The sequence below is a fragment of the Mycobacterium sp. RTGN6 genome, assembly GCF_033804605.1.
Lineage (GTDB): Bacteria > Actinomycetota > Actinomycetes > Mycobacteriales > Mycobacteriaceae > Mycobacterium.
In genome coordinates this window covers 295287-322243 of the sequence record NZ_JAPZKZ010000002.1, presented here as the reverse complement: position 1 = coordinate 322243, position 26957 = coordinate 295287, and the positions used below count along the sequence as shown (strand labels likewise).

Annotated in this window: 26 protein-coding genes and 1 riboswitch; of the genes, 10 read left to right on the top strand and 16 right to left on the bottom strand. The window is 65.4% G+C overall.

Translation table 11 applies throughout. The features are described 5' to 3' along the window. Window positions 1–151: 151 nt before the first annotated feature. The 4 genes from SLQ33_RS05835 to SLQ33_RS05820 are packed head-to-tail and all read right to left on the bottom strand — an operon-like array spanning window position 152 to window position 3930. Window positions 152–823, bottom strand: a complete 672-nt coding sequence (locus SLQ33_RS05835; RefSeq protein ID WP_319452855.1) for a (2Fe-2S)-binding protein — start codon at window positions 821–823, stop codon at window positions 152–154. 43 nt (window positions 824–866) lie between these two features. After that, window positions 867–1991 carry an ABC transporter substrate-binding protein gene (locus SLQ33_RS05830; RefSeq protein ID WP_319452854.1) on the bottom strand — a complete coding sequence of 375 codons (1125 nt, stop codon included), beginning with the start codon at window positions 1989–1991 and terminating at the stop codon, window positions 867–869. Next, window positions 1988–2827: an ABC transporter ATP-binding protein gene (locus SLQ33_RS05825; RefSeq protein WP_319452853.1), complete on the bottom strand. Its 840-nt coding sequence runs from the start codon at window positions 2825–2827 to the stop codon at window positions 1988–1990. The genes SLQ33_RS05830 and SLQ33_RS05825 overlap by 4 nt, the downstream gene beginning before the upstream one ends. Continuing rightward, entirely contained in the window at window positions 2824–3930 is a 1107-nt protein-coding gene (locus SLQ33_RS05820; protein WP_319452852.1) for an iron ABC transporter permease, read from the bottom strand. Before SLQ33_RS05820 ends, SLQ33_RS05825 begins: the two co-directional genes overlap by 4 nt. Window positions 3931–4073: 143 nt before the next feature. Then, a riboswitch (cobalamin riboswitch) is annotated at window positions 4074–4195 on the bottom strand. A gap of 104 nt (window positions 4196–4299) precedes the next feature. Here SLQ33_RS05820 and SLQ33_RS05815 point away from each other — a divergent pair. Then, entirely contained in the window at window positions 4300–5955 is a 1656-nt protein-coding gene (locus SLQ33_RS05815) for an ABC-F family ATP-binding cassette domain-containing protein (protein WP_319452851.1), read from the top strand. 144 nt (window positions 5956–6099) lie between these two features. On the opposite strand, the gene SLQ33_RS05810 is transcribed toward SLQ33_RS05815, so the two are convergent. The 4 genes from SLQ33_RS05810 to SLQ33_RS05795 all read right to left on the bottom strand — a co-directional run bounded on the left by SLQ33_RS05810 (window position 6100) and on the right by SLQ33_RS05795 (window position 10575). Then, window positions 6100–7701, bottom strand: coding sequence for a phospholipase D-like domain-containing protein (locus SLQ33_RS05810; protein WP_319452850.1), 1602 nt, complete (start codon window positions 7699–7701; stop codon window positions 6100–6102). A 23-nt stretch (window positions 7702–7724) separates the two neighbouring features. Next, a complete protein-coding gene (locus tag SLQ33_RS05805; protein WP_319452849.1) occupies window positions 7725–9071 on the bottom strand; it encodes an amidohydrolase family protein in 1347 nt (448 codons plus the stop codon). Between the two features lie 15 nt (window positions 9072–9086). Next, window positions 9087–9548 carry a hypothetical protein gene (locus tag SLQ33_RS05800; protein ID WP_319452848.1) on the bottom strand — a complete coding sequence of 154 codons (462 nt, stop codon included), beginning with the start codon at window positions 9546–9548 and terminating at the stop codon, window positions 9087–9089. 94 nt (window positions 9549–9642) lie between these two features. Next, window positions 9643–10575, bottom strand: a complete 933-nt coding sequence (locus SLQ33_RS05795) for an SDR family oxidoreductase (RefSeq protein ID WP_319452847.1) — start codon at window positions 10573–10575, stop codon at window positions 9643–9645. A gap of 90 nt (window positions 10576–10665) precedes the next feature. Between SLQ33_RS05795 and SLQ33_RS05790 the strand changes: the two genes are divergently transcribed. Further along, window positions 10666–11238: a TetR/AcrR family transcriptional regulator gene (locus tag SLQ33_RS05790; RefSeq protein ID WP_319452846.1), complete on the top strand. Its 573-nt coding sequence runs from the start codon at window positions 10666–10668 to the stop codon at window positions 11236–11238. A gap of 36 nt (window positions 11239–11274) precedes the next feature. Here SLQ33_RS05790 and SLQ33_RS05785 read toward each other — a convergent pair whose 3' ends face one another. Then, window positions 11275–11763: a DUF4189 domain-containing protein gene (locus SLQ33_RS05785; protein WP_319452845.1), complete on the bottom strand. Its 489-nt coding sequence runs from the start codon at window positions 11761–11763 to the stop codon at window positions 11275–11277. Window positions 11764–11932: 169 nt separating this feature from the next. On the opposite strand from SLQ33_RS05785, the gene SLQ33_RS05780 reads away from it, so the two are divergent. Beyond that, window positions 11933–12607: a helix-turn-helix domain-containing protein gene (locus SLQ33_RS05780; RefSeq protein WP_319452844.1), complete on the top strand. Its 675-nt coding sequence runs from the start codon at window positions 11933–11935 to the stop codon at window positions 12605–12607. A 25-nt stretch (window positions 12608–12632) separates the two neighbouring features. Here the strand turns inward: SLQ33_RS05780 and SLQ33_RS05775 are convergent, their stop codons facing one another. The 3 genes from SLQ33_RS05775 to SLQ33_RS05765 all read right to left on the bottom strand — a co-directional run bounded on the left by SLQ33_RS05775 (window position 12633) and on the right by SLQ33_RS05765 (window position 15046). Next, window positions 12633–13634: a glycoside hydrolase family 6 protein gene (locus SLQ33_RS05775; protein WP_319452843.1), complete on the bottom strand. Its 1002-nt coding sequence runs from the start codon at window positions 13632–13634 to the stop codon at window positions 12633–12635. 82 nt (window positions 13635–13716) lie between these two features. Next, on the bottom strand, window positions 13717–14082 hold the full coding sequence (locus tag SLQ33_RS05770) for a nuclear transport factor 2 family protein (protein ID WP_319452842.1): 366 nt from the start codon (window positions 14080–14082) through the stop codon (window positions 13717–13719). 79 nt (window positions 14083–14161) lie between these two features. Continuing rightward, window positions 14162–15046 (bottom strand): helix-turn-helix transcriptional regulator, encoded by an 885-nt coding sequence (locus SLQ33_RS05765; protein ID WP_413467600.1) that lies wholly within the window; start codon window positions 15044–15046, stop codon window positions 14162–14164. A 110-nt stretch (window positions 15047–15156) separates the two neighbouring features. On the opposite strand from SLQ33_RS05765, the gene SLQ33_RS05760 reads away from it, so the two are divergent. The 3 genes from SLQ33_RS05760 (at window position 15157) to SLQ33_RS05750 (ending at window position 17604) form a co-directional block, all read left to right on the top strand. Next, entirely contained in the window at window positions 15157–16038 is an 882-nt protein-coding gene (locus SLQ33_RS05760) for an aldo/keto reductase (RefSeq protein ID WP_319452840.1), read from the top strand. 14 nt (window positions 16039–16052) lie between these two features. Next, window positions 16053–16676: a flavodoxin gene (locus SLQ33_RS05755; protein WP_319452839.1), complete on the top strand. Its 624-nt coding sequence runs from the start codon at window positions 16053–16055 to the stop codon at window positions 16674–16676. A gap of 88 nt (window positions 16677–16764) precedes the next feature. Continuing rightward, window positions 16765–17604: an SDR family oxidoreductase gene (locus SLQ33_RS05750; RefSeq protein ID WP_319452838.1), complete on the top strand. Its 840-nt coding sequence runs from the start codon at window positions 16765–16767 to the stop codon at window positions 17602–17604. An 11-nt stretch (window positions 17605–17615) separates the two neighbouring features. Here the strand turns inward: SLQ33_RS05750 and SLQ33_RS05745 are convergent, their stop codons facing one another. The 3 genes from SLQ33_RS05745 to SLQ33_RS05730 form a co-directional block, all read right to left on the bottom strand. Beyond that, entirely contained in the window at window positions 17616–18554 is a 939-nt protein-coding gene (locus SLQ33_RS05745; RefSeq protein ID WP_319452837.1) for a membrane protease subunit, stomatin/prohibitin, read from the bottom strand. Between the two features lie 251 nt (window positions 18555–18805). After that, window positions 18806–19636, bottom strand: coding sequence for an LLM class F420-dependent oxidoreductase (locus tag SLQ33_RS05735; RefSeq protein ID WP_319452836.1), 831 nt, complete (start codon window positions 19634–19636; stop codon window positions 18806–18808). A gap of 90 nt (window positions 19637–19726) precedes the next feature. Further along, complete coding sequence (locus SLQ33_RS05730) at window positions 19727–20962, bottom strand: hypothetical protein (protein WP_319452835.1); 1236 nt, start codon at window positions 20960–20962, stop codon at window positions 19727–19729. A 214-nt stretch (window positions 20963–21176) separates the two neighbouring features. Between SLQ33_RS05730 and SLQ33_RS05725 the strand changes: the two genes are divergently transcribed. From SLQ33_RS05725 to SLQ33_RS05710, 4 genes are all read left to right on the top strand, one after another. Continuing rightward, entirely contained in the window at window positions 21177–21419 is a 243-nt protein-coding gene (locus tag SLQ33_RS05725; protein ID WP_319452834.1) for a hypothetical protein, read from the top strand. 382 nt (window positions 21420–21801) lie between these two features. Beyond that, complete coding sequence (locus SLQ33_RS05720; RefSeq protein WP_319452833.1) at window positions 21802–22791, top strand: caspase family protein; 990 nt, start codon at window positions 21802–21804, stop codon at window positions 22789–22791. Continuing rightward, complete coding sequence (locus SLQ33_RS05715; protein WP_319452832.1) at window positions 22788–23264, top strand: hypothetical protein; 477 nt, start codon at window positions 22788–22790, stop codon at window positions 23262–23264. The genes SLQ33_RS05720 and SLQ33_RS05715 overlap by 4 nt, the downstream gene beginning before the upstream one ends. 15 nt (window positions 23265–23279) lie before the next feature. Beyond that, on the top strand, window positions 23280–26093 hold the full coding sequence (locus SLQ33_RS05710) for a hypothetical protein (RefSeq protein ID WP_319452831.1): 2814 nt from the start codon (window positions 23280–23282) through the stop codon (window positions 26091–26093). Between the two features lie 39 nt (window positions 26094–26132). Here the strand turns inward: SLQ33_RS05710 and SLQ33_RS05705 are convergent, their stop codons facing one another. Then, window positions 26133–26936, bottom strand: a complete 804-nt coding sequence (locus SLQ33_RS05705) for a glycoside hydrolase family 16 protein (RefSeq protein ID WP_319452830.1) — start codon at window positions 26934–26936, stop codon at window positions 26133–26135. Between the last annotated feature and the right edge of the window lie 21 nt (window positions 26937–26957).

The window sequence follows — 26957 nt, the reverse complement described above, 5'->3', positions numbered from 1 at the left end:
CTCTTCCGTCGGCTTGTTCGCTGAGGCCGACCAAAGCACACTAGCGCGCGGACACCGTGGCAACGCACGGCGATACGCGAAACGAGCACAGCGACGAAGCGGTGCGGCGGGCCGGATGACATGGGCGTGGACGCTGGCGCCTCATCGGCGATCAACCAGCTCGGCGACCCGTCAGCGGGCAGTCACCGCAGTTGGTTCGGTCGAGCGTGCGATACCACAGGCAGCAGCTCCGACGGCGAACTCCTCCGGTGGACGTGGTGACCATCCGGTCGGAGAGGAGCGGATGGGAGCGGATCGCGGTCGTCACGGCGGTGAGTTCACCGCTGGGGCGCCTGACGTCGACGGTGTGCGCCGCAGTCACCAGAGCCGAGGCAGCATTGCCCCACAGAAGTCCGTCGGCGATCCGTGTCACCGTGCGCAGCGCTGTGTGCAGGTTGGTCAGCTGAGCGGCGACGGTGTCGACGATGAGTTCGGCCACCTCGTCGGCGGCGAAGGACGTGCAATCCCACGCGCGCACGTCGGTCAGCGTCAGTTCGACGGAGTCGGGCGCAGTGTGGACGTAGCCGAGCCCGCGCAAGTCGATGACCAGCTCGCCGAACCGCCATGCGCCCAAGACGAGCGACCAGTAACGCGCCGCGAGACCGTACTGCAACGTGGAGGCGGCAACTCGGCCCTCACGGGTTCCGATACGTTCGCCGATGGCGCTGAGTAACGAGTGAAGCCTTTGCGGCTCGCACAACCGTCGATGAGACAGGGTGACTGCCGCCGGATCGCCATGGAGAGCGAAGTACGGGCCGATGTCGGCGGCAGCCGTCAGCGCCATCGCCACTCGGCGGCGCGCTACCCGGGAATCCTTCGGCGGCACATCAGCGCTCGGTGGGCGCCAGCCCGAACCCGGGTGTGCCGACCATGTCGGCGAACTGTGCGGGATACAGCTGCGCAGCGAGGGCCTCGATGCCGTCGACGATCCGGACGCCCGGATTGACCGCTTCCTGGGGCAGCACGAGGAACCGGTTATCGCGCACCGCGGGGACTGTGTTGATCCCGTTCATCGCCTGGAGCACCTCGACCCTCTGCTGTCCGGTGGGTCCGTCGCCGTAGTCGGTGACGGCGATCAGTTCGGGTGCGCGGTCGACGACGGCCTCGACGGCGACGTCCTCCCACATCTCCGCCATGTCGGCGAACACGTTGACCGCTCCCGCGTGCCGGTACAGCTCCGAGACGATCGTGAGTCCAGCACCGGTGCCCAGCGTGTCAGTGCCCCAGTCCCAGCAGAAGACTCGCACCGGCTCCACATCCTTGGGGAGCCGGTCCTCGACCCGGTCCAACCGCTGTTCCCAGTGCGCGATCAGGGCCTCGGCGCGCTCCGGGACCCCGAACACGTCGGCAATCGCGCGTACGTCGCCGAACCACTCGTCGACGGTGGCCGGGGCGAGCGTGTCGTCGACGCGCCTGCATGATTCGGACAGGACGTAGCTGGGGACTCCGAGTTCGGCCAGCCCGTCGGGATTGATGCCCCCGGCATCGAAGCCGTAGTTCCAGCCGGCGAAGACGAAGTCCGGCGCAACCCCGATCAGGGGCTCGAGGCTGAAGTAATCCGGGCCAAGGGACTTCACGGCGGCGTAGTCGTCAGTGAACGCCGCGAGCCGCAACCGCTCACCTGCCCCGGCGTAGCCGGCCATCCGATCCGTCAGGCCCAGCGCGAACATCAGCTCGATCATGTTGTCGTCGTTGACCACTGCGCGTTCCGGCGCCTTGTCGAAGGTCACCGGCTCACCACACGACGACACGGTCACCGGATAGTGCTCGGACGGGGTGGCGGCGGCCGGCCAGCTGAAGTCCGCGGTGACCGGTGGGAGATCGGCGAACGCCGTGGCACCCCCGGCGGACCGGTCGGGCTCGGCCGCCACGTCGTCCGACGGGTCGGACGCACAGCCGGCGACGGCGAGCACGGCGGCGAGTGACAGGCACGCTGAGCGGAATCGGGTCATGGGCAGTACTCCTGGGTTGGGGTGAGGGATCCGACGTCGCCGGCCGGCGACGTCGGGTCGTCCGGAGCGGACAGCAGCAGCCGCAGCGCTCCGGTGCGTGGATTGCGGACGTGGTCGACGTGCACGCCGAACACCGGGTGCACCACCTCGTCGATGAGCACCTCGCTCGGGCGCCCGGCCACGACGACGGCGCCGGCCTGAAGGACGACGATCTCATCGCAGAATTCGGCGGCGAGATTGAAGTCGTGCAGGGCGGCGAGTGTGGTGATCCCGAGCCCACGCACCAGCCGCAGCAGTTCGAACTGGTGGCGAACGTCGAGGTGATTGGTCGGCTCGTCGAGCACGAGCACCTGCCCGTCCTGCGCCAGCGCGCGAGCCAGTAGCACCCGCTGCTTCTCGCCGCCGGACAGCGTGGGCCAGGCTCGGTCGGCGAGGTCGGCGGCGCCGACGGTGGCCAGCGCATCCGCGGCGGCAGTGCGGTCCGCCGACGAGGTACCACCCAGCGTGCCCTGGTAGGGGATTCGCCCGAGCATCACCATGTCCGCGACACTGAGTTCGACGTCGACCGGAGCCTCCTGCGCCACGACCGCCAGCGTGCGGGCGAACGCCTTCGCACTCATCGAGGAGGCGCGAACACCCCCAAGGCTGACCTCGCCACGCTCAGGCCGCAGCACGCGGTAGATCGCCTTGAGTAGCGAGGACTTTCCGCTGCCATTCGGGCCGACGAGCCCGACGAATCGGCCCGGCCCGACGTCGATGCTGAGCCCGTCGATGAGAAGTCGCCCGCCGACCCGTACGGCGACGTCACGGACCTCGAGACCGGTGGGGGGCGTCATCGCAACTGGTCCGTTCGGCTGTCTCTGCGCGACATCAGGAACAGGAACACTGGACCGCCGATGATCGCGGTAAGAATGCCGACGGGAATCTCCTGTGGGCTGGCCAGCGTCCGCGCGGCCAGATCGACCCACACCATGAACACCGCCCCAAACAGGGCGCTGGCCATGAGGACTCGTCGGTGCAGTCCGCCGACCAGTAGGCGCACGATGTGAGGAACCACCAGCCCGACGAACCCAACCGCCCCGGACACGGCGACCATCACCGCGGTGAGCGCGGCCGTCGCCGCGAACAGTTCCAGCCGCACCCGTGCCACCGGCACGCCGAACGTGATGGCAGCCTCATCGCCGGCCAGTAGCGCGTCCATGGCGCGGGCCCTGGCGATCAGCCATACCAGCACGAGGGCGAGCACGATGGCGGGGATGAGGAGCGCCGACCACCGGGCCCGCCCGAAGCTGCCCAGTAACCAGAACAGCACCTGTTGCGCGCCGCGCGGATTACCCTGGAAGACAAGATAACTGGTGAGCGCCGACAGCACGTAGCCGGCGACCACGCCGGTGAGCACCAGCCGCAGCGGGTTCAGTCCACCGCCGCGCCGGGCCACGACGTACACCACGGCCATCGACAAGCAGGCGGTCGCGAACGCCGCGCCGCTGAGCCCCAGGGCGCCCAGGCCCATCGCGCTGCCATACACGATGACGACAGCCGCACCGATCGAGGCGCCCGAGGAAACCCCGAGCACGTACGGGTCGGCGATCGGGTTGCGCACCAGCGCCTGAACCGCGACACCGACCACGCTCAGGCCCGCCCCGACGAGTGCGGCGAGCACGACGCGCGGAAACCGCAGGTCCCAGACGATCTGAACGAGATTCGACGCCGCGGCGCTGTCCGACGATCCCAGCGACTTCGCCCAGATCACCTCGACGACCGTTGCGGCCGGGACGCGCACCGAACCGATTCCCACCCCGATGACCATCGAGACGATTCCGAACGCGATGAGGACGAGCATCAGCGCGCCGAACCACGCCGACGGCAGCAGTCCAGCCGATGGCGATCGTGACGTGGATGGGAGGCGGCGGCGCCCGAAGGCCACCGCCAGGTTCATTCTCGGGTCAGCCGGGCGTCACGGCGAATGTCGAAGGGCGCCTGTGGTGAGGCGTTGAGTCTTCGCGTGCTGAGGGCGTGCGCGTGCACCAGCGGTCTCCGTTCCGGGGTTTCCTCGCCCCGTCATACCGGTCCGCGGCGGTGCAGTGTCCTGACTCCCGGATCGCCGCTCGCCCCGACCTTCCAGCCCGAGGGCCGTGGTCACGCGTGGGGTCTACTCCCCGGTCACAGTGGCGGGACCGTGCCGGAATCACACCGGCTTCCTGGCCCCGTCGCGGATGAACGTGCACAGCGTAGCGCTAGTGGGTCAGGGATGGAGCCTGAGCCACCCGCTGGCGTATAGGCCGGTCGCGCAGGAGACGATGAAACCATGACCGCAACGCTCGTCGCGAAGAACGTGGCCGGCGGATTCGCCCATCGCACCCTCTTCGAGGGGCTCGACGTGACCGTCGCACCGGGCGACGTGATCGGAGTCGTCGGCGCCAACGGCGCCGGCAAGAGCACCCTGCTGCGGATCCTCGCTGGAGATCTCGAGCCGCTCGACGGTGTGGTCAGCGTCGCCCCGGCCGACGCATTCGTTGGGTGGCTGCCGCAGGAACACGAGCGGATACCCGGGGAGACCGTCGCCACCTATATCGCGCGCCGTGCAGGATGCACCGAAGCGACGCAGGCCATGGAGGCAGCCGCGGCGGCGTTGGCAGATCCGGGCCACAGCCCGGCGGAGGCCGACGCCTACTCGGCGGCCCTGGATCACTGGCTCGCCACTGGTGCTGCCGATCTCGACGAACGGTTGCCCGCAGTTCTGGCCGACCTGGGGCTCGACGTCGACGCGCTGCGCCCGGAGTCGACCCCGATGACCGCATTGTCGGGTGGGCAGGCGGCGCGGGTGGGATTGGCCGCACTCTTGGTGTCGCGGTTCGACATCGTCTTGCTCGACGAGCCCACCAACGATCTCGACCTCGACGGACTCGTCCGGCTCGAGCAGTTCGTCAGCGAACTTCGTGGTGGAGTGGTGCTGGTGAGCCACGATCGAGAGTTCTTGGCCCGCACCGTGACCCGCGTTCTCGAACTGGACCTGGCCCAGAACACCACCACCGTCTTTGGCGGCGGATACGAGAGCTATCTGGAAGAGCGTGAGGTCGGTCGCCGACACAGGCGTGAGCAGTACGACGAGTTCGCCGAGAAGAAGGCCGACCTCGTGGCGCGCGCACGCATCCAGCGGGAGTGGTCGAGCCAAGGTGTCCGCAACGCGATGCGCAAGGCTCCCGACAACGACAAGATCCGGCGACGCGCGGCCACCGAGTCCAGCGAGAAGCAGGCGCAGAAGGTCCGTCAGATGGAAAGCCGGATCGCCCGCATGGAAGAGGTCGTCGAACCCCGCAAGGAATGGACGCTCGAGTTCACCATCGGAGCCGCGCCGCGGTCGAGTACGGTCGTCGCGACGCTCGACAATGCCGTTGTGCGACAAGGCGAATTCGTCCTGGGACCGGTGTCGCTACAGGTCGACGCCGGAGAGCGCATCGGCATCACCGGCCCCAATGGGGCAGGAAAGTCGACATTGCTGCGGCTGCTCCTAGGTCGCCAGCAGCCCGATGAAGGCCGCGCGAGTCTTGGCGCCAACGTTGCCATCGGCGAGATCGACCAGGCCCGTGCGGATTTCATTGGCTCCGGGAGGCTCGTCGATTGCTTCGAGCAGCGTGTGCCGTCCTGGTCGACCGCCGACGTGCGAACCCTGCTCGCAAAGTTCGGCCTGCGCGCCGACCATGTGGAGCGCGCGGTCGACGACCTCTCGCCCGGTGAGCGAACCCGCGCCGGCCTCGCCTTGCTGCAGGCACGAGGAACCAACGTGCTTGTTCTCGACGAGCCGACTAACCATCTCGACCTCGCCGCCATCGAGCAGCTCGAGCAGGCGCTCGACACCTATGACGGTGCGCTCTTGCTGGTGACACATGACCGCCGGATGTTGCAGAACGTTCGGCTGGATCGTTCGTGGCTGGTCGACAACGGTCGCGTCGCCGAGTTGTAGCCGGAGAGCCGTCGTCGCTCGCAAGAGGCGGTACCGCCTTTGTCACTGTGACCAAGAACTGGCCATGGGCCGCGTCGTCACGCCCTCTGTAGGTATTGATGTCGCGCGGTTGAGCGAACTGATTCTCGAGGCGGGACAGGGGTGTCAATCGTCGTAGTAGTCATGCCACGCGATACGCACCATGCCCTCTGGGGGAGCAGCGTCGTCTGGAGCGATTCTGACGTCCGGGTCGGGCTGGATATAGCCGCTGGCGCGGTGGTTCCAGTCGTAGTCGAACGCCCGCTGGTAGTAGCTTGCGATCTCTTCGTCATAGATGATCAGCCCGGCATCGCGGTTGCGGAGCACTCCGTCGAACGACCAGTTCGCGCTGCTGACGAGCACGATCTCTTGATCGACGATGATGCCCTTGTTGTGAACGGTGCTCTGCGTCTTGATAACTGACTGGTCGACGCCGAATGCGACGAGCCTGCAAAGGTCGTCCGCATCCCCACTCTGGATGATTCGCAATGTCTTGGTGCTCTGATGACTCAGCTCCCTCAGTAGCTCCAGGAGCTCAACGAAGCCGGCATTCTCAGGAAGCTCACCGTCCTGTTCGTTGTACCGGATGTACGCAAACTGTATGTCGATCGAGTGTTTGGCAGCCCTCAGCAGCTCCATCAACCGGGGGTGGTAGTTGTCCGGGGTCAGGACGGGCTGGACGCTGACAACGCGCGGCGTGGACGGCAGCCGCTCAGGCGGGATCGGCTCGGGGACGTCTTGTAATGCATCCGCGTCAGCGAACGCGTCCAACGACACGAAGAGGTCTGGAAGGTGTTGCTCATCGATCAGTTCGGTGAAGGACGGGATCGCCTCGTCGGCTTCGCGTTTGGACTCGTCGCGGTCGTAGGTGATGTACTGCTCGAACAGCCGAGCAAGTGGCTCGTCGTCGACGACGATGTGCCAGTCCCGATTTCGCTTGGTGAACATGCCCCTTCGTTGGTCACATTTCTTGACTGGATCGATTTCGGGTTGGCTGTTCTTGCTCCAATTGCCACTGGACAGCCAGAAGGACGATGAGTCGCGCACCGCCACCTTGGGGTGGTACGCGCTGTCGAAGCGGCGACCGTTCCCGTGACGCACCTCCCAACAGTCGAATCTCGTGTCGAGTTCTTGCCGCAGGTTGGCCAGAAGCTCCTTCTCACCGTCCTTCATCACGTTGTCCCACGTCATGACCACCGTCAGTCCGTGCTGTAGTACCGCCTCGGTGAAGACCTTGGCGATATAGGTGGCATTGAAGTCGTACATGGCGATCGTGAGCGTTTCTCGGGTGGCCTTGAGGAACTTCTCCAGGGTTGGCCACCCTGCGTCTGGCGAGATGTGGCACAGCATTGGCCACCGAACGTCGAAGCGTTGATCGATGGGGTTGCCGTCAATGGGCACGTACGTCTGCGCCCGACTCTCGGGCCCGTCCAACGTCGGCCCCGGTGCGAATCCCGGGAGCATGGACAGTTGCATCCTTGGGCTGGCCTGCATGACGAATACGGAATACGGCCCTAAAGAGGCGGGTGGGCGCACCCCGTCGGTGCCGGCGTCGTGCGCCTGCCCCGCGACGAACGCGATGATCGCCGGCTCGGTCAAGATCCGCCCGTCGACGAGCGGAAAGCCGGGCTCGGCATGGACGAATCCGGGAATCGCCTGCAGGGCCCTGTGATTGGCGTCGATGACGCGTTGCACGTCGTCCTTCGCCGCTGCGTCGAGAAGCTTCACGAGGTACCCCCCTAGTCGAAGTGCTAAGCGAAGATCGGCCCTGTTCCGATGAAGGCCGTCAAAAGTAGTTCTCGCACCTTCGACAACGGCAGCGGCCGACGTGACGACGGCGCTGCGCGGAAGCCGGTGTCCAGTTGCATCTCAGTGCCCCAGGCGATGACCGATTCGGGAGCCCTGGTGTCGAAGAGCTCGTCCCACCAATCGGTTCGTGCGTACGCGACGTCGCCGCCGATCGCGACGAGCGACACCGCGGACGGGTCGCTGGATACGACGGACTCGTCCGGGTCGTCGTGGCGACGTTCGAGCACGCAGATATCAGCCGGTGCGCCAGGTTTCAGGGTGCCGAGCTCGGATAGTCCTGCGATGCGGGCGGCCGTGCTCGTCACCATCTCGACCAGCGTTCGGGGGGCGATGTCCATGCGCTGTGCGTGCAGCACGCGACGTGCGACGCGTACCTCATCCAGCAGGCTGCGCGAGCCGGAGGGCAGCCAGTCAGCGCCGAGCCCGACGTCGATGCCCAACTCGATCGCGTTGGCCGCCCGCGTGGTATCGCCATACAGCCGGAGGTTCGACTGCGGAGACCATACGAGTTTCGCTTCAGCATTCCGCAAGATCCCGAGTTGTTCAGGTGTCAGCCCGGTTCCGTGGATCACCACGGTCCACGGGCCGAGCAGGTTCAGTGCGCATAGCCGTTCGAACTCGTCGCTCGACGCTTGGTCGACCCCCTCGGCGAGATGGATGTAGACCCGATCGACCGTGCCGCAGTCGATGTTCACTCGGAGCTTGGCGGCATCGTTCTCATGCGGCAGGTCGATGTAGGAGCGGGCCTTATGTCGACCGAAGATGGGGAGGTCGACGTTGCGCACCAACGCTTCGCTGTGGTCCGGATACCTGGCGCTCGCACCCTGAATCGCCGTAACGCCGCCCACCAGCGCCCGCATCTCGGCGTATCGCGCGCACAAGGGCCGCAACTTGGCGACCTTCTGCAAGTAGTCCATGGGGCCGGCCACCAGGATCTGATACGCCGGTTCCTGCTTGCGCCACTCGTAACGGTTGAGGTAGGTCCTCGGCGGCTCCCACGCCTGGAAGATGTTGTGCTCGGGATGGCCGTGCAGATCGATGAGGCCCGGAAGTACGAGGCTGCCATCTGTCTCCACCACGGGTATGTCGGTGGGCCGAACGCTCGTTATCGCATCGACCGAACCGCCCGCGATCGTCAGGTAACCGTCGACCCATCCCTGCGGCCCGAACACGGTGCCGTGAAGCGCCCAAGGCGAGGAGGGTGGTCGCAGCGTCTCCACCGTCGGCGCCTGACTAGGCGCGATGCCGTACGGCACTCCCTCGACGTACGCATCCCATCCCGAATCCACGGCCGGCTCAGATCGTCAGCTACGAAATCCCAGTTCTCCGACGACCGCGTTGTCCGTGGAATTCAGCCGCAGACCGGCGATGACGAAGTCGTCGTACAGGCCGGGCGCGACGGCGCTATCGACGTGAATGCGGACTCCTGCATACACCGGTGAGGCGACGGTCGACAAGTCGAGGGGCACCACGGTTTCGACGTCGGAGGGGTTGTCTGGCGGCGCCGCGATGCGGGCATCGCCAACGACCTTGGCCTCGCCATCCTGGTACGCCACAACGGTGACGACATGGCCGAGATAGGGCGGTATGACCTGGACGTGCTCGGCGCGAACGGTCAGGGTCGCGGCGCTGGTGGAATCGGCTTTGGTCAGGGTCAGCGGCAATTCGATCGCCAAACCCGCGTAGGTTGCATCGCCGAAGACTCCTGGCTCATCGCCGAGGTGCAGTCGTCCTTGCCAGATGAACTCACTGGTCGGAATACGCATATCTCCCCCGTGCCTTCCGATTGGTTCGGGTGGACAGTACCGCTGATCGTCAGCCGACGGAGGCGCATTTGCCCGGTATGTCGTGTGCTCTTCGCTAATCGGTCCGAGCGGCGCGCTGACGCGGTGAGCGACAACTGGCTGCTGGACGCGGTTGCGAGCTCGTGACGTAGTGGGGCCGAAGGGCTAGTCGCAGCATGCGGTCGAGGAATCGGTCGGGGGCGACGCGGGCCAACCAGAGCAGTGCCGCTTCGGATCCGATCGTGTAGCGGGTACGCGGTTTCGGTGCGGTTGCTGCCTTGGCGATCACCTTCGCGGCCCGTTCGGCGGGGACGCCCTTCTTGGTGAAGGAGAGTTGTTGCGCCGAGACGGCTGCAGTCAGGGCGGCGTAGCGGTCGAGTTGGCCGGTGGTCATGTTTGCGCTGTGGCGACTAGCAGTGGCCACTGCACTTTCGGCCATTCTGGTTGTGACGGCGCCGGGTTCGACCACGACGACCTTGACCCCTAGCGGGCCAACTTCGCGGCGCAGGGAGTCACTGGCGGCTTCGAGGGCGAACTTCGACGCCGCGTATGGGCCGTAGGTCGCCATGGCGAACTTTCCGCCGACGGAGCTGATGTTCACGACGGTGCCCGAACTGTGCAGTAGCGCCGGCAGCAGCACCTGAGTCATCGCGATGTGGCCGAACAGGTTGACCTCGAAGAGGTTTCGCCACTCGGCGATCGGCAGGGTTTCGACCGGCGCGTTGACCGCGACGCCGGCGTTGTTGATCAGTGCGCGCAAGGGTCGTCCCAGCGGGTCGTCAGTGACGCGGCGGGAGATGGCGGCCACGTCGGATTCATTGGTGATGTCGAGGATGTGGGGCTCGATCCCGTCGGCCCGCAGCGCAGCGGCGTCGACGTCGCGCCTGACCCCAGCCAGCACGTGATATCCCCGGCCCGCGAGCTCTCGTGCGGTGGCTGCACCCATTCCGGTCGAGGCGCCGGTCACGACGATCAACTGTTGGCGGTCGGATCGAGTAGCGGGAGTCATGGCGCTCCAGACTTCAGTTGACAGTGTCAGCTCAAACTACCCGTTGAGTTGACATTGTCAACCAAACGGGTAGGGCCTAGGCTCCAGCCGGTGGCAACGCGATCGGAAACCTCTGCGGCGACCAGACAGTCGCTACTCGAAGCCGCGGGCGCCTTGCTCGACGTCGGCGGTCCCGCTGCGGTCACGCTGCGTGAAGTAGGCGCGCGCACAGGTGTTTCGCGCTCTGCGCCGTATCGCCACTTCGCGGACAAGGGCACTCTGCTCAACGTCCTCGCGACGAACGCGGTGGCCGAGCTAGGTGACACCCTCGAAGGGTTGGCGAAAAGCGATGACCCGCCCGAGCGATCCTTGCGCGCAGCGCTGCTGTCGCTGATCAGCATCAGCCGCACGCGGCCGCACCTGTACCGGCTCATGTTCACTACGCCGACCGGTGATTCGACGGCAGCGGTGCAGGCGGCGGACCGCACGTGGGACCTGTTCGTCGACATCGTCGCGCGCATCGTCGGGCCCGAGCAGGCGCGACGCTACGGACCGTTGCTGCTGACCAACGCCCACGGCATCGCGGTCTTCGAGTCGAGCGGCCACCTCGTGGAGGACAAGTGGCAACTCACCGCCGACGAGCTCATCGACATGATCGTCAGCCTGCTGCCAACCGCGACATAGCTTCGCCGCGCTGCGACCCGCCTGCCGGTATCGCTCTTACGCAAGGGGGACCATGGTATGCGTAGGGGCCGTTATCGGCCCTCCGTGGCCGGGGCGTGTGCGCGCGCAACCCGACGCCACGATGCGACCGCCGGGGTTTGCCGCCAACGCCTTTTGTTCAGCTGTCCGAAGGTCGGGGGCGGTCGCGGTCGCCGCGTCCTGCGCCCCGAGGACGGCGAGTGCGGCGCACTCGTTGCTGAAACTGCCATACCAAATGCAGTGGTTGCCGCCGTTGTCGTCTTGGCAGTTCTTGAGCGACGCGAACCTCGCCTGTTCGCTGTCTGTCTGGTTGTTCGCGAGACCAGCGACATCACTCTGGAACGAGTAGGCGAGGGCGACGTAGTAGTCGGCGTAGGCATTGGCTGCTGAACTTGTGCCGAGCGCCCCTGCCGCGACCGCGCCGGCGGCCATTGCGGCGGCGATCCGACCTCGGGCTCGCCTTTTCTGGTGGGTGGTGGTGACGACGGTGTGTTCGGTTGCGGTCATGATGTCCTCCTTCGAATCGGGCTTTCGATGGAAGATGTTCGTCCGCGACGACTCGGGTGCTCTAGTCACCGATCTGTAGCAACCGCGGTCCTGAATCTGTACTAGCGACCTTCATGATCATGCTGTGTACTAGCAGTACCGTTTGCTGGCTTGGGCGAGGAGGCTGCAGATGTCGGGTTACGGTCAGTTCTGTCCGGTGGCCAAGGCCATGGAATTACTCGATGAGCGGTGGACCGTGTTGGTGGTCCGCGAGTTGCTGGCGGGAAGTACCCACTTCAACGATCTACGCCGCGGTGTGCCGAAGATGTCGCCGACGCTGCTGTCCAAGCGGCTGCAGACCTTGACCCGCGCCGGGGTCGTGGAGCGATCCGAAGTCGACGGCCGCACGATCTACACGCTCAGCGAGTGCGGGCGGGAACTGGTTGGCGTGGTTGAGGCGCTGGGGACGTGGAGTGTTCGCTGGATGAGCGACCTCGTCGAGAAAGACCTCGACCCGAGCGTGTTGATGTGGGATATCCGCCGCACGATTCCCCTCGCGCAGTGGCCGCGGGTGCGCACGGTGGTGGCGTTCCGGTTGGCGGGAGCGCCTCCGAAAGCGTCGTCGTGGTGGCTGATGGTCGCCGACGGCGAGGCGCAGGTATGCGACTTCGATCCCGGATACGAGGTGGCGGCAACGATTTCGACCAACTTGCGAACGCTGAGCCAGATTTGGCGGGGAGACCAATCCTGGCCGCGGGCACTGTTGGACGGGTCGGCCTCCATCGACGCCCCGACCGACATACGGCGAGCAGTGCCCGGCTGGATTGGCCAATCAGGCCTGGCGACGGTGCCGCGCCCGGCGTGAACCAACCAAGCCGCGGCCTATGTCCCTACCAGCCCGCGTTGCGGGCCAGATCGATGGCGAAGCTGTTGACGAAGCGCCCAGCGCCGGGTTCTCCGCTGCCGCACGACCCGTCTGATTCACCGGGCCGCTTGACCCACAGGAACGCATCGATATTGCCGTTGCCAGTGTCCGTCGTCGGGCGGGCACCCAGCGCCCGTCCGCTCGGATTGCACCAGTACATCTCGCCCTCGGCCGGGCCTGCGCCGTTGCGCGAGGTGTCGATGACGTAGGGCTTGCCGCCAGTAAGGCCCGAGATCGCGTCGCCGTAGCCGATCTCCTCACCGGTGGTGAAGAAGTTCGCGGTGTTGAGGCTGAAGCCCCGGGCCTTCGCCACACCGACCTGATTGAGGCGCGCCGCCATCTCGTCAACGCTCGTCCAACGCGAGTGCCCGGCGTCGACGTACACCGCCGTCGCCGGATTGGCGGTCAGTCTGTCGACGGCGTAGTGCATCAAGTCGAAGCGTTCCTGGCGCTGCGCCCCCGACAGACAGTCCGCCATGGCGAGCGCATCGGGTTCGAGGATGACCGCCGCCGGGCCGCCGCCGATGGCGGCTGCGACGCCGTCGATCCACCCCTGATAGGAAGCGGCCGACCCGAACCCGCCAGCGGCATAGCTTCCGCAGTCGCGATGCGGGATCCCGTAGAGCGCCAGCACCGGGATGGTGCCGGCACCCTGCGCCGCAGCGATGTACTTCGCGTCGACGGCGGGAGTAGACAAGTTGTCCATCCAGTACGCCGTCGGCGTGTTGGCGATGGCATCCAGCTGGGGATTCCGCGGATCCACACCGTTTGCGGCAGCCATGGCCTTCGACGTGGGGTTGACGTAGAACGGCAATCCAGCCAGCGGATTCGCGTCACTTGCCAGGCGCACTGCCGGGGTGGGACCGACCTGCGAAGGCTCGACATGAACAGCCATGCCGGCGACAGCCGCCACAGCCAGGAAGGGGGAGATCCACCGCGCGGCTGCGCCAGCAGCTGAGAACGTCACGCCAAAAACATATTGATGGAGCGCAGTAAGCGCCAATCCAGTACCTGAGGTTTTCGGCGCCCGCCTCAAGAGTCGTGGGTGTTTAGTACTTCGGCTTGGTGTTGTTGACGATGAATAGGGTGACGATCTTGTCGCCGACGACGCGGAAGTAGTTGGTCATGATCAACGGGTCGGGAAGTCCGGTCTTGTCGTAGTCACCGTCGTATTTGCAACGGACGCACCACATCCCGTCGTTGTCGACCACCTCGACGGTATCGAGGGTGACGTGGTCACCGATCATCTCCTTGGCGAAGAACGCCCGGATGTGATCGCGACCCCAGAACTCGCGCATGTTGTCGTTGACCAGCGCGTCATCTGCGATCGTCGTCATGACACCGTCGAGGTCGAAGTTGTTCACCGCCTCGATGTGTCGGTTAATGATCGGGTCGAGCGCTATCGATGTCGTCATCGCATATCTCCATGTCAGTGGTGGTCCGGTGAACAGTTCCCAGGCTGGACCCTCCGGTAACTGGAGTGTCAAGGCCGCGTCACCCTGTGGTCGTGGCGCGCTCGGAGAGCAGGTTCTCCTGACTGGCAGCCCATGAGGCGAGCAACTTGAGGCCGTCGGCGGTCGGGGTGTTGGCCGCGGCGGTGTAGACGTTCAACTGCAGCCCCGGTTCGGACGGGAGTTGCATCGCCTCGAAGTCGAGATCGAGTTGACCGACGATCGGGTGGTTGAGCCGCTTGCGGCCGGAGCGATGGAATCGCACGTCCTGCGAAGCCCACCGCTGGCGGAACAACTCGCTTCGGGTCGAAAGCTCGCCGACCAGTGCGATGAGCTTCTCATCGTGGGGATTGTTGCCCGCCTCGAGGCGCAACATCGCGGCCGCATCTCGGGTGATCTGGTCGTAGTCGACGAAGAACTGTTCGGCTTCCTCGGGATGCAGGTAGACGAACCGAGTGGTGTTCGCAGGCCGGCGCGGGTCGGCGAGCACTGGCGAATACAGTGCGCGGGCAAGTTGATTCATCGCAAGCACGTCGTGACGGCCGTTGCGAATCCACGCTGGCGCATCGGTGATGGCATCCAGTATCTGTTGGAGCGCCGGTCGAAGGGTGCCGGCAGTCTTGCGCTTGCGGCGGGTGCCGTGCGCTCCGGACTCACGCGCGAGAGCCAAGAGGTGGGCTCTTTCGGCCTCGTCGAGTTGCAAGGCCGAAGCGAGGGCGTCGAGCACGCTCTCCGAGGCGCCGGCGAGGTTGCCGCGCTCCATGCGGACGTAGTAGTCCACCGAGACGCCGGCCAGCATTGCCACCTCTTCACGGCGCAGCCCCTTGACGCGGCGATTGCCTCCGTAGGCCGGCAGTCCGGCCTGCTCCGGACTGATGAGCGCCCGCCGCGAAGTGAGGAATTCGCGGATCGCGCTTGGCACGTCCATGCTGGTCATGCCTCCACGGTAGAAGCGACCGGCCCGCGCAGCCAGGTACTGCCGGTACCTGGCCCACCAGGCCCTCCCGCGCGGTCGTACCGGCGCCTAGCGTCGAGAAGATGAGCGTTCCCTTCACTCTCAACAACGACGTGTCCATGCCCGTCCTCGGCCTCGGGGTCTATCAAACCCCGCCGGACGAGACCATCGCTGCGGTCGAGTCCGCGTTGCAGATCGGCTACCGCCACATCGACACCGCTGCTGCCTACGGCAACGAGCGGGAGGTGGGCGAGGCGATCAAACGCTCCGGACTGCCCCGCGACGACGTCTTCATCGAAACCAAGATCTGGATCACCGACTACGGCTACGACGCCACGCTGCACGCCTTCGACAAGTCGGCCGGCAAGCTCGGCGTCGAGCAACTCGACCTGCTGATCCTGCACCAGGCGCTGCCCGGCGAGTTCGCGCTGACCATCGAGGCGTACAAAGCGCTCGAGAAGTTGTACGCCGACGGCAAGGTGCGCGCGATCGGCGTCTCCAACTTCATGCCTGCTCACCTCGACGGGCTGCTCGCCGAGACCGAGGTGGTGCCCGCCGTGAATCAGATCGAGGTCCACCCCTACTTCCGGCAATCCGAGGCGCTCGCCGCCGACACCAAGCACGGCATCCTCAACCAGGCCTGGTCGCCGATCGGCGGCATCACCTTCTACCGCGACGGCTCCCACGGCTCCACGCTGAACGACCCCGTCATCGGCGGGATCGCAGCCGCCCACGGCAAGACGCCCGCGCAGGTGATGTTGCGCTGGCATCTGCAGCAGGGCCGCCAGGTGATCCCGAAGTCAGTCACGCCGTCGCGGATCGCGGAGAACTTCGACGTGTTCGACTTCGAACTGTCCGCTGCCCAGCTCGCGGCCATCGACGCACTCGACACCGGCATCCGTGGCGGCCCGGAGCCGGAGGACATCACCCGCGAGAAGTTCGGCATCGAGATCCCCGAAGCCTGAGCACGCAATACACGATGAATCGCCGCACCTTGATGAAGGGATCCCTGACGCTGGGTGCCGGGGCGCTACTCGCTGGCTGCAGTGAACCGCCAACGCCACGCCCCACGAGCTCGTCGAAGGTGTTGCTGGCCTACTTCTCCCGACCGGGCGAGAACTACCACTACGGGGGCAGAATCGACCTCGCGGTAGGCAACACTGAGGTGCTCGCCGACATGATCGCCTCCACCGTCACGGTCGACGTCTACCGAATTCAGGCCGCCGACCCATACCCCCAGAGCTACCAGGCCACGGTCGAGCGCAACAAGAACGAACAAGACGCCGAGGCCCGCCCGGCGATCACCGGCGCGCTACCGGCAGTCGAGTCGTACGGCGCCGTGTTGCTCGGCAGCCCGATCTGGAACGTACGTCCACCCATGATCATGCGCACCTTCATCGACGGTGTTGACCTGCGCGGCAAGACAATTCACCCATTCGTCACGTACGCCGTCAGCGGCATGGGGAACACCGTCGACGACTACACGCGTCTGTGCCCCGAAGCGACGATCGGTGAAGGCCTCGCAGTGCGCGGCGAAGAGGTTCGGGACGCCCAGACCGACATGATGTCGTGGCTGCAGCGCATCCCGCAGTTCGCAAAGTAACCCGTGAGCTCGGGAGCCGCGACAGGGTTCCGGGGTGACACCCAACCCCCAACCTGTAACGGCGGCGCGCTCCGTATACGGTCCAAAGATGAGTCGAGTATCGGTAATCACGGGTGGCGCGGGTGGCATGGGTCTGGCCACGGCCAAGATCGTCGGCCGAGACCACACGGTCGTGCTGTGCGACGTCAGGCAGGACCGGCTCGATGCCGCGGCCGCCGCGCTGAAGGAGCTCGACATCACGCCGACGGTCGTCAACTGCGACGTCACCGACAGGCAGGCGGTCGCGCGGCTGTTCGAGACCGCATCCGGCCTCGGGACGGTCGCCTCGGTGATCCACACCGCCGGGGTGAGCCCCAGCATGGGCGACGCCGACTACGTCATGAGGACCAACGCGATCGGCACGCTCAACGTCAACGAGGTCTTCTACGGCACCGCAGGCTCGGGCTCCGCGATCGTCAACGTCGCATCGATGGCGGCCCACATGCTGCCAGAGGAGCTGATTCCCACGGGGCAGTTCCCGCTCGCCCTAACCGACGAAGACGCGTTCACGAAGGCGATGCTCTCGGCATGCGACATCGCTCCCGAGGAGGCGCGATCCGGCATCTCGTACTCCATCAGCAAGAGCTTCGTCCGGTGGTACAGCACGTCGCAGGCCGAGCGGTTCAACGGTCGGGGGCTGCGCATCGTCTCGGTCTCCCCAGGATCCATCGACACTGAGATGGGCAGGCTCGAGGAGCAGGCCGGGGCTGGTGCAATGGTCGCCGACTTCGCGGTCCCGCGGTGGGGCAAGCCGGAAGAGATGGCGGAGATGTTCGCCTTCTGCGCCAGCGACAAAGCTGGATACCTCACCGGCACCGACATCCTCAACGACGGCGGAGTGATCGCCTCAATGAGGGAGCGAACCAGGGCGGCTGCCGAAAATGGTTGAGCCGCAACGGTTCACCCAGCCTGCGGCACGACGTACGTCGGCTGGTAGGGGTTCTGCCCAGCCTCGATTGCCTTCGCCCTCAGGTAGTCATCCACGGATGGGAAACCCGCGATTTCGGCGGATTGTTGTAGTGCGCGCTGGCGAGCCAGTTCGGTCTGCGCTTGGGCCGCCAAGATCTCGGCTTCGGTGGCCGCCTTCTTGGCATTGGCGTCGGCGACACCCTTTGCCTCGGTCGCCCGGGCATCAGCGATGGCCTTCTGCTCGGCGATGATCGCCTCCTTGAGTCCTTCGTCGCTCGGCTCCGGCTTCAACACCGTCACCTGGAAGTTGCTGAAGTAGTCCTCGCCGTTGGTGCGGTTCTTGCTCGCGTTCGGCAGTTCCTGCTGCAGCGCGTTCTGGAACTCGGCCCGGATCGCCTCGTCATTCCAGATCTGTTGCCAGGTGTACTTCTGCGACAGCCGGATCAGGGTCTGCTCCAACGGTTGTCCGACAACGTAATTCAGCAGCTGCTTCCAGCCTTCGCTCGGTAGGCCATCGTCGTCGAGCCAGCCCTGATACTTGGTTCCGAACTCGCGGTGAAACGACTTGAGCTTCTCGCAGTCTGTGGTGAGGTCGAACGTCACCGAGACTGGCACCAACAGTTCCGCAGGTGCCTTCGCGTTGGACACCACGACGTAGGGACCGCGTTCCGCGCCGGGATCTTCGTTGGCATCCCAGGAGATCTGCCGCGCGGGATAGCGGTACACGTCAACGCTGCCATAGGTATTCGACGTTTCCTCTTGGACGCATTCGATGATTGCCGGGTCGGTGGGGATCAGCATGTAGTCGTCGACGATGATCGCGGTCTGACCCGCATTCACCCGTGCCGTCGTACACGCCGACAACGCCAGCCCCGCGGCGACGATCGCCACTACTGCTCCTCCGGCGACGCCCCATCGGTTGATCTTCACTTACATCCCCTTCCATCGAATGGCGTCATTATTCAGCCTTTGCCGTGTAGACGGCAGTGTCACGCGAAACGACGATGCCGTGTCGAGCGGGTATGCGTTCAGAGTGCACACGACGGTAACCCCCGACGACGACACGCTCGCGGTCATCAAGAGGCGGATGGCCGAACGGGGGACGTCGTTCAAGGAAGCGCTCAACGACGCGATCCGCGAAGGCGCGGCCCGAAGGCGTCCGAGTTTCGTTGCGGGCTGCGCTAGCCGCGGTACTGAGCTACCAGCGCGGCGTACTCGTCGAGTAGCCGCAGCGATTCGTCCAGCGGCTTGGTCGGCAGCAGCAGCGCGACCTGGTCCCATCCCAGGTCTTCGACGGCGCGCCAGTAGTCGGGATCCGCAGGTGTGCCGAACTGTGTCAGGGGGACGTCGTGGCCGGCGCCCTCGCGGATCTGACCGACGAACTTCGCCAGCACCTCGACGGGAAGGGGGTTGGAGATCCAGCCCGCGTCGTGGCGAATGACGCGCTTGATCGTCGCGTTGGAGGCGCCGCCGATGTAGATCGGCGGATGCGGCTTCTGTACCGGCTTGGGGCGAAGGTACGACGAATCGAAGTCCACGTACTTGCCGTGGTATTCGGCGGGCTCGTCGGTCCACAGCGCCTTGATGGCCTCGATGCGCTCGTCGAGCAGCGCGCCACGCGTCTTCGGGTCGGTGCCGTGGTTGCGCAACTCCTCGATGTTCCATCCCGCGCCGACGCCGAACGAGAAGCGGCCGCCGGAGATCACATCGATGCTGGCGGCCTCCTTCGCGGTGATGATCGGATCCCGCTGGATGAGCAGCGCGATTCCGGTGACCAGTGCGATCTTCGAGGTCACCGCTGCCGCCGCGGCAAGCGTGACGAAGGGGTCGAGCGTCCGGTAGTAGATGTCGGGCAGTTCTCCGCCCATCGGGTAGGCGGATTCCCGGCTCGCCGGAATGTGGGTGTGCTCGGCGATCGACAGCGAGTCGAAGCCCCGCTCCTCGATCGCGCGCGCCAGCGAGACTGGGTCGATGCCGTCGTCGGTGACGAACGTGGATATCCCGATCTTCATACGCCACTCCTAAGGGTCGACACGGTGAGCTGAACCCTTGTCGAGACGAGACTATTCCTCCGTCGGCGACGATCAGGCGGGCGCTGGCCATCACACGTAGGTGACCCGATAACTCCCGTGGACCTTGTACACCAGTTCCCCGTTCACGGAGATCGTGAACGGCTCGGTGAACTCCTCGACGTCGCCGGGCTCGAGGTCCGATCCTCGGCGCGCGACGGTCACCAGGATCTGATCCCCGGCCCACTCCAGGCACTCTTCGAAGTTGCCACTGGACTTCCAATTCGCGGACCCGGTGAAGTCGGGGAAGCCGGTGCCGGCGGAGCAGAACTCACCGAAGTCGGTGTCGTCGTCGTATCCCTTTGCACGGATGAAGATTTCGGCTGGGGCGTCGTTGACGGTGACGGACACGTTCGGGTGCACCGACGTGCCGCTTTCGATGCTGTGCTGGTCTGAGATGTGACCCCATTCCTTCGGTGTCTCGTCGCCGGCGTTGAAATAGAAGAAGCAGTCGCAGTCGCCGGCGCCAAAGCCGTCGCTGTCGTCGATCATCTGGATCTCGGCGAAGGTCACGACCACGCGGCGCGTCAGCGTCTTGAAGCTACCGGTCTTGAACTGCTCCTTGCCGTTCGTGTCATGGGCCCGCACGACGTAGTGAAAGGTCGTGTTCGCGTCCGGGTTCGCCAGCTGCGGCGTCCACTTCTTGGTTGGCAGAATCGTCGCGGTGGACGACGCCACGTCGGACGGATTGCTCCACTTACCGTCGGTGTTCGGCTTCGTGGTGCTCGCCTCGAGCGTGATGATCGCGGTCTCACTGGTCTCGATCGTGAACTGCGCCCAGCCGCCGTGCGGCACCACGTCCGCCGTCGTAATGCACTGCACCGCACAGCCGAAGTCGAACTTGGGCGGCGGCGGCCGTTTGGTGGTGATCACCAGCGGCGCACCGAGCGGCTGATTGGTCACTGCCGCGATGAGCTGGGCGGTGTAGGTCTTGCCTTCGGTGACCGTCAACGGCACAACGCCCGTCCCCGGAGGTGAACCCACAAGCTGCTCGACCACCGGCGTGGGCGTCCCGCCCTCCGTGACGGTCAAGGTCGCCAGCGACAGGGGCGTCAACGACCACGTCAGATCGATGGTCTTCGTGGTGTCGGCCCAGCCGATGACCACCGGGTTCTCGCTGGCCAGCACCTCCGGCGGCGCGGCCTGAGCTACCGGACCAGTAAGCGGCGCTAGCAGCAGGCCCAGGGCCAACGTCAGAAGGATGAGCATGCGTCGGGCCGTGCTGCCCGTTGGTTGCCATTTTCGAACGTCGTACCGCGTGGTCTTCATGATGTGCCGCTTCCCGTTGCCGCAGCCCGGTGGACCGCTCTCGGGGGTAGGAGCCACCAGCCGACCCCGCTCGCACACTTTTTGCAGACTGGTCACACGGTTCAAGGCGACGAGGTCGTCCGCAACTGCGGGGCACCGACGAGATGTTTACCGCTCGGCTTTGATGGTTAGATGGTCTTATCGGATTGATTCCGGGAATTGGAGTGGCACGCCCATGACGCTGATCAAGACCTTCCTCGCCGCCGTCGCAGTCGCAGGCGGACTCACTGCTGGGGTGATGGGTGCCGGAATCGCGAACGCCGAACCGCCCGGGTACCCGGTTGGCGATCCGCCGCCGCCAGGCGCACCGGCGAAGCCTCCGCAGCCCCGCTGGTCACCCGATACGCCGGTGGTCTGGCAGCAGCTGGGGTATCGCTGGGGAGTCTGGATCAATGGAAGTTTCCTCCCGCTCTACTGATCCCACGCCGCTGGACGTGGGGTGCCCCGACCCTCGACGGGATCGAGGCCACCGAGAACTGATGCGGCGCTTAGTTCTTCGGGTGGTTGCCGGGCAGATTGCCGGGAGCAGGTCCCGCGGGCGTCTGGGTCGTGATCGGCGTACCTTCCGCCGTTTGCGAGGGTAGGCCCCACGAGCGCCCGCGTAGCCCGAGGTTCGGAAGCGTAGTTCGCCCTGCTGTGAGCGGCAATAGGCCGAAGGCTGCGTTGCCAGGCTCAAAGTGGTTGGCTCGCAGCGGCTTCTGGGCATCGGCTCTGTAGCGCCCATTGTTGCAGGTCAAGGCTTGTGCTGTACGTTGCGAATTCAGCATTGGACGCCGTCCGATCGCTGTATCTTTCAGCGCATGAAGCGCGCCCTTGTTGTGGGAATCGACGAATACGACAGCCACGAATTTCCGACGCTGGCAGGGTGCGTCCGCGACGCCGAGGCGATCCTTCCGCTACTGCAGGAGCACGAGCAGAACCGCGAAACGAACTTCGATTGTCGAAGCCTCGGCACGTCGGATGGGCAACCAAGTGTCACCAGGGACGAGTTCACGCTCGCGCTCGAGCAACTCTTTCGAGAAGAAGCCGACATGGCTGTGCTCTTCTTCGCGGGGCACGGCGTGCCAAAGGCGGATGCGCTCAATCTGGTGACCTCTGACGGGACACCGGTGAGCCCGGGAGTTTCGTTCTCGGCGATCCTGGACATGATCAAGCAGTCTCCGGTCGACGAGATCATCATCCTGCTGGACTGTTGTTTCTCCGGTGGGGCCGCAAGAATCCCAGCAATCTCGAATGATCTCGCCCTCGTAAAGAACGGGCTATCCATCTTGACTGCGAGTAGGGCTGGCCAATCCGCGATGGAGACGGAGGGCCGCGGACAGTTCTCAGTGTTGTTGGAAAGCGGGCTGTTGGGCGGAGCCGCCGACGTGCTCGGTGAGGTGTCCGTCGCAGGGCTCTACTCGTACGTGTCGGAGTCATTCGGCGCCTGGGATCAACGTCCCACGTTCTTGGCGAACGTCGAGCAGCTCCAGGCAATCCGCAAGTGCGCTCCGTCAGTCGACCCCCTGATCCTCAGGGATCTCCCCGAATGGTTTCCAGATCCATCACAGCCTCACGCACTCGACCCAAGTTACGAGAAGACCACCCCGCTTCCGATTGAGGCCGACGCGATCGAGCTCTACCAACGGAATCGGACGATCTTCAGTCGGATGCAGAAATGCGCCGCCGCGAAGCTGATCGTTCCGGTGGGTGCGGACCACATGTATTTCGCCGCGATGGAGCGCAAGGCGTGCAAACTCACGCATCTGGGCGCCCACTATTGGGAGCTCGCGAAGAAGCGTCAGCTGTGACGACCCGGATCGGGATCACCGGTCACCAGGCCCTGCCTGCGAGTGCCGTCCCGACCATCGAGTCGGTCTTCCGATCGATACTCGACGCCGAGGCGACGGGTACCGTGATCAGTTGCCTCGCTGCGGGTGCCGACCAGCTGCTGGCGACCCTCGCGGTTGCCCACGGCTTCGGCCTCGAAGCGGTGGTGCCCTGTCGCGACTACGAAAGCTCGTTCGCCCCTGAGCAACTGCCGTCCTACCGCACGCTGCTCGATACCGCCGAGTCCGTCCTGACACTCGGATTTCCGGAACCATCCGAGGACGCGTATCTGGCGGCGGGGCAGGAGATCGTCGAACGCTGCGACGTGCTCGCCGCCGTTTGGGATGGGCTGCCCGCGAAGGGCAAGGGAGGCACAGGCGACGTCGTCGAGTTCGCACGTGCATGCGGGCGCCCGGTTCGGGTCATCTGGCCGGCGGGCGTCTCGCGCGACTGAGCCTGGGGGGGCTGGATGGACGTACGCCGCTGGTTGTGGACCAAGCGCCAGGCGCTTCGCCGACGCGAGCGGGACTACGCCGGTTTCTTCTCGTACAAGGACATGAACGACGGCGACCTGACCAAGGCGCTTCAGACTGAGCTGCTGCATCGCGGCACCCCAATGCTCGGCATCATGCGGCGACGGCTCTGCATCTTCCTGGACCGTCCCAATCTGACCGGACCCGCGCTCTGGAGGAAACTCGCCGGTGCTATCGACAATTCGCGATGGCTGGTGGTCTTCGCCTGTCCCGAGGCCGCCGCTTCGGAATGGGTCTGCGACGAGATCACCCACTTCCTGGAACGCAAGGGCGACGACCGCAAGAAGATTCAGCTCGTCCTGACTGCGGGAGAGATCACCTGGGACAAGAAGGCTCGCGACTTCGACGCCGCGACGACGACCGCAGTACCTCGCCCGCTCTACGGCACGTTCGACGAGTTCCCACGATTCATCGACATGCGATGGACACGTGGGCAACGCGTGTTCTCGATGCGCGACGACACATATCGCGAACAAGTGACGGATCTCGCGCGGACGCTGAACGAACTCGACGGATTCCAAGAGACGGAAGCCGAGAAGCGACTGTCGCAACGCAGGTTGATGGTCACCGCCGCGGTTGCGCTCGTCGTGGCAGTCGTTGCCGCACTTGCCATTGCACAATCCATCGCAGCCCAACGCGAACGCGACAACGCGTTGAGTAGGCGCTTGTTGTCCGAGGCCAGGGCGGAGATGGCGTTCGACAGCACCGGCGATGACGTCGACGCCATCCAAAAGTTGCTGCTCTCGATGAAGTTCGGGAAGGACGAACACGACGACGGCGTGCTGCTGAATGCGCTCGCCGACCGACAGACCACCGTGAAGATCATCGAGACGCCGGACGTGGTGAACGGTGTCGCCGTCAACGATGACGGCACGCGGATCGCCTCAGCGGGAGCGGATTCCATCGCGCGGATCTGGAACGCGGCGGACGGCACCGAGATCGGGTCGCTGTCGGGTCACGAAGGTGAGGTGCTCAGCATTGCCTACAGCCCCGACGGGAAGACCATCGCTACGGGCGGGAAGGACAAGACCGTCCGACTGTGGGACGCGATGACGGGAGCCCCGCAGGGTTCCGTGATGCAAGCCGACGGACCGGTCAAGTCGCTGGCGTTCCGTCGTGACGGCCGACTGTTGGCAAGCGCCGGGTCGACCGCAACGGTCCAGCTTTGGGACGTGGCAGATCACCGTCCGGCGCCGCCCGAGCTCCATGTTGAGCGCGACGGCGTCACCACCGTCACCTTCGACACTGCGGGACGGGTGATCACCGGCGGACGGGGCGGCAGGATCAGGGTGTGGAACCCGGCCGAGGGTGCCGAGGTGACACCGAAGGTGATGGGTCAAGGCATCCACGGCGAACCCGTTGGCGCCGTGGCGGCCAGCCCCGTCGATCCGCGCCTCGTCGCGGCCGGCAGCGCCAATGGCATTCTGCGGCTGTGGAACACGGAAACCGGTGCATTCAACGTTGAGCCCCTCAAGCCAGGACATGCGGATGTCGTATCGGCGGTCGCGTTCAGCCAAGACGGTAGGCGCATGGTCTCGGGCGGCGGCGATCAGAGCCTGCGGGTGTGGGACGTGGACAAGAGGAGGCTGATCCGCGATCCGCTGGTGGGCCACCGGGGGACGATCACTGGAGTTGCCTACGCGCCCAACGGACTGATCGTTTCGGGCAGCACCGACCGCACGGTGCGGATCTGGAATCCCAACACCGCGCTGCCGATGGTCGCTGGCCAGAGGTACGTCGTCAGCGTCGCATACAGTGCCGACGGCAGCCGGATCGCGACGACGGGCGACGACGGGACGCTACGGATCTGGGACGGCCGGCCACCGCACCACCCGGCCACGGATCAACCCGTGCAGATATCCAGCGACGTAGTGAGTTCCGCTGCCTTCAGCCCCAGCGGCGACCAAGTCATCACCGGGAGCTTCGACGGCACGGTGCAACTGTGGCAGGTCGACACGCGCACACCTCAGGGGTTGGTGCTGGGTCGTCACACCGACAAGAAGATCGTTCGCGACGTCGCGGTGAGCGTCGACGGCCGCATCGCGTCTGGCGGCGACGACGGCAAGGTCTTGATGTGGGATCCCGTGAAGCGGGAGTCGCAAGACCTGGACACGGGCCCTCGACAATGGAGTCCGGTGGAGTGCGTCGACTTCAGCAGGGACGGCAAGCTGCTGGCCTTCGGCAGGGAGAATGGCGTGATCGAGATATGGGCCGTCGAGCGGCCTCGGCGGATCTCAACGCTTGCCGGACACCGCGACATAGTCCGGGACGTCGCATTCAACGACGACGGCACTCGGCTCGCCTCGGCCAGCGTCGACTCGACGGTCAGAATCTGGGACATCGCATCGGAGAAGCAGATCCACGAACTCAGGGGCCATCAAGGCGTCGTATGGAAGGTCGCCTACAGCCCGGACGGCAGCCTGCTCGCCTCGGCCGGCCGCGAGGGAACCATTAGGCTGTGGCGTGCCGACGACGGGACAAGCGTCGGGTTTCCCATTGCCGGCCACAAAGGACCCGTTCGGAGCCTGGCCTTCAGCCCGGAGGGCAGGGAGCTGGCGTCGGTCAGTGACGACATGACGTTGCGTTTCTGGCCGACGGTGCCCAGCGTAGATGCCCTGTGCGCCAAGCTCACCACCAACATGAGTGACGAGGAATGGAAGCGCTCGATCTCATCCGAAGCCGACTACCGCAAGGTCTGCGAGAACTTGCCGATTGCCGAACGCGACTACTCAGCAATGCCTCAACCCTAGGTTTCACCATCGATCACGATGCGGCCGGTGCCTGCGTCACTACCAGACGCGCACCCAGTCGACGAGCATGTCCGCGGGGTAGGTGCCCCCGCTGGGGTCGCCGCCGCCGGAACCGGCCACCGCAAGGTTCAAGATCGGAAACAACGTGTAACCGGGTTCGTTGAAGTGCCAGTCCGGCAGCGAGTTCGCCGCAACGTTGAAGTACGGCTGCGCGCCGTCGGTGTAGTCCTTCCAGAAGCGCATGCCCGCGTTATCCCATTGGACGCGCCAGGTGTGCCAGCCGCTGTCCACCGTGATGCCTTGGCTCACGTGCTCTCCGCCGTTCAACAGTGCGTGGACAGTGGTGCCCGCGGCCCAGTGGCCATTGCCGTACCACTCCATGAGGTCGACTTCGCCGCCGTTGACGGGATTGTTGTTGGCCAGATACCAGGCGGGCCAACAACCGGGAGTGAGGCAGTTCAGTTTGATCCGGGCTTCCCAGGTGGTGCCGATGGGGCCGCGGTACTTGCCGAAGAGCTTGCCGCTGAAGTAGGTGTTGCCGTCCTTGGCGGCACGGATCACGAGATTGGACTTGCCGTCGACGAAGAGGTTTCGCCGATCGTCGCGGTACTGGCCGACGTTCTCGGGTAGCTCCCAGAAGGTCGGGTCCTCCATCGACTCGCGCGCTAGCGCCGGCTCCCATTTGGAGTAATCCGGGGCAGAGCCGGCGGGTCCGTCGAAGTTGTCCTCGAAGAGGTAACGGCCTGGTGGCGGCGCTGTGTTGGCGGCGGGGAGGGGCATCGCGGCTGCCAGGGCGGCGATGCCGACCATGGACATCGCGTGGCGACGGTTCATATCAGGCATCCACCCAGGAAAGCCGGTATG

Bases quoted from the DNA above. Each gene is read 5' to 3' on its own strand.
- SLQ33_RS05835 (WP_319452855.1), bottom strand. From the start codon at position 823: ATGGCGCTGACGGCTGCCGCCGACATCGGCCCGTACTTCGCTCTCCAT.
- SLQ33_RS05830 (WP_319452854.1), bottom strand. From the start codon at position 1,991: ATGACCCGATTCCGCTCAGCGTGCCTGTCACTCGCCGCCGTGCTCGCC.
- SLQ33_RS05825 (WP_319452853.1), bottom strand. From the start codon at position 2,827: ATGACGCCCCCCACCGGTCTCGAGGTCCGTGACGTCGCCGTACGGGTC.
- SLQ33_RS05820 (WP_319452852.1), bottom strand. From the start codon at position 3,930: ATGAACCTGGCGGTGGCCTTCGGGCGCCGCCGCCTCCCATCCACGTCA.
- SLQ33_RS05815 (WP_319452851.1), top strand. From the start codon at position 4,300: ATGACCGCAACGCTCGTCGCGAAGAACGTGGCCGGCGGATTCGCCCAT.
- SLQ33_RS05800 (WP_319452848.1), bottom strand. From the start codon at position 9,548: ATGCGTATTCCGACCAGTGAGTTCATCTGGCAAGGACGACTGCACCTC.
- SLQ33_RS05795 (WP_319452847.1), bottom strand. From the start codon at position 10,575: ATGACTCCCGCTACTCGATCCGACCGCCAACAGTTGATCGTCGTGACC.
- SLQ33_RS05785 (WP_319452845.1), bottom strand. From the start codon at position 11,763: ATGACCGCAACCGAACACACCGTCGTCACCACCACCCACCAGAAAAGG.
- SLQ33_RS05780 (WP_319452844.1), top strand. From the start codon at position 11,933: ATGTCGGGTTACGGTCAGTTCTGTCCGGTGGCCAAGGCCATGGAATTA.
- SLQ33_RS05770 (WP_319452842.1), bottom strand. From the start codon at position 14,082: ATGACGACATCGATAGCGCTCGACCCGATCATTAACCGACACATCGAG.
- SLQ33_RS05765 (WP_413467600.1), bottom strand. From the start codon at position 15,046: ATGGACGTGCCAAGCGCGATCCGCGAATTCCTCACTTCGCGGCGGGCG.
- SLQ33_RS05760 (WP_319452840.1), top strand. From the start codon at position 15,157: ATGAGCGTTCCCTTCACTCTCAACAACGACGTGTCCATGCCCGTCCTC.
- SLQ33_RS05755 (WP_319452839.1), top strand. From the start codon at position 16,053: ATGAATCGCCGCACCTTGATGAAGGGATCCCTGACGCTGGGTGCCGGG.
- SLQ33_RS05750 (WP_319452838.1), top strand. From the start codon at position 16,765: ATGAGTCGAGTATCGGTAATCACGGGTGGCGCGGGTGGCATGGGTCTG.
- SLQ33_RS05735 (WP_319452836.1), bottom strand. From the start codon at position 19,636: ATGAAGATCGGGATATCCACGTTCGTCACCGACGACGGCATCGACCCA.
- SLQ33_RS05730 (WP_319452835.1), bottom strand. From the start codon at position 20,962: ATGAAGACCACGCGGTACGACGTTCGAAAATGGCAACCAACGGGCAGC.
- SLQ33_RS05725 (WP_319452834.1), top strand. From the start codon at position 21,177: ATGACGCTGATCAAGACCTTCCTCGCCGCCGTCGCAGTCGCAGGCGGA.
- SLQ33_RS05720 (WP_319452833.1), top strand. From the start codon at position 21,802: ATGAAGCGCGCCCTTGTTGTGGGAATCGACGAATACGACAGCCACGAA.
- SLQ33_RS05710 (WP_319452831.1), top strand. From the start codon at position 23,280: ATGGACGTACGCCGCTGGTTGTGGACCAAGCGCCAGGCGCTTCGCCGA.
- SLQ33_RS05705 (WP_319452830.1), bottom strand. From the start codon at position 26,936: ATGCCTGATATGAACCGTCGCCACGCGATGTCCATGGTCGGCATCGCC.